The organism is Citrobacter sp. wls710 (assembly GCF_005281115.1).
Classification (GTDB): domain Bacteria; phylum Pseudomonadota; class Gammaproteobacteria; order Enterobacterales; family Enterobacteriaceae; genus Citrobacter; species Citrobacter werkmanii.
This window is the reverse complement of sequence record NZ_SZXD01000042.1, coordinates 1-572: the sequence shown is the minus strand read 5'-3', so window position 1 is coordinate 572 and position 572 is coordinate 1. Positions and strand designations below refer to the sequence as shown.

The following is a 572-nucleotide window of genomic DNA, read 5'->3' as shown; positions in this document are numbered from 1 at the left end:
GTCACTATTGTATAATTTAGACAAAGGACAAAAACATGCAAAAACGCTACTCAAAAGAATTTAAAGAAACCCTTATCGCCTTCTATCATTCTGGTCAATCCGTCACCCAGCTGTCTAAAGAATACGACGTGGCCCCTGCAACAATTTATAAATGGATAGACCTCTACTCTAAATCTAATGAAAGCTCCGTCTCTAAAGCTGATTTTCTAGAATTAAAAAGACAACTGGCTAAAGTTAAGGAAGAACGAGACATCTTAAAAAAAGTATTGACCATATTCGCCGAGAAAAAGAAGTGAGTGCTGCGGATATGGCTCAAACCATACAAACTTTAGCACTCAATGTCAGACTAAGCTGTCAACTCCTTGATGTTCCTGAATCAAGTTATTATGAACGGATTAACCGACATCCATCTAAAACTCAATTAAGGAGACAATACCTGTCACTCAAAATTTCTCAACTCTTCAATGCTAACCGAGGAATCTATGGTGCTCCTAAAATTCATCATCTTCTACTTAAACAAGGGGAAAAAGTCGGGTTAAAACTGGTACAGAAGCTAATGAAGCAACTTCAAC

At 37.4% G+C, this 572-nt stretch carries 1 pseudogene; it reads left to right on the top strand.

Features of this window, described 5'->3' with window-relative positions:
• Nucleotides 1–35: 35 nt before the first annotated feature.
• Nucleotides 36–572 (top strand): annotated as a pseudogene (locus FDX14_RS25250) (IS3-like element IS981 family transposase); the annotation flags it as partial.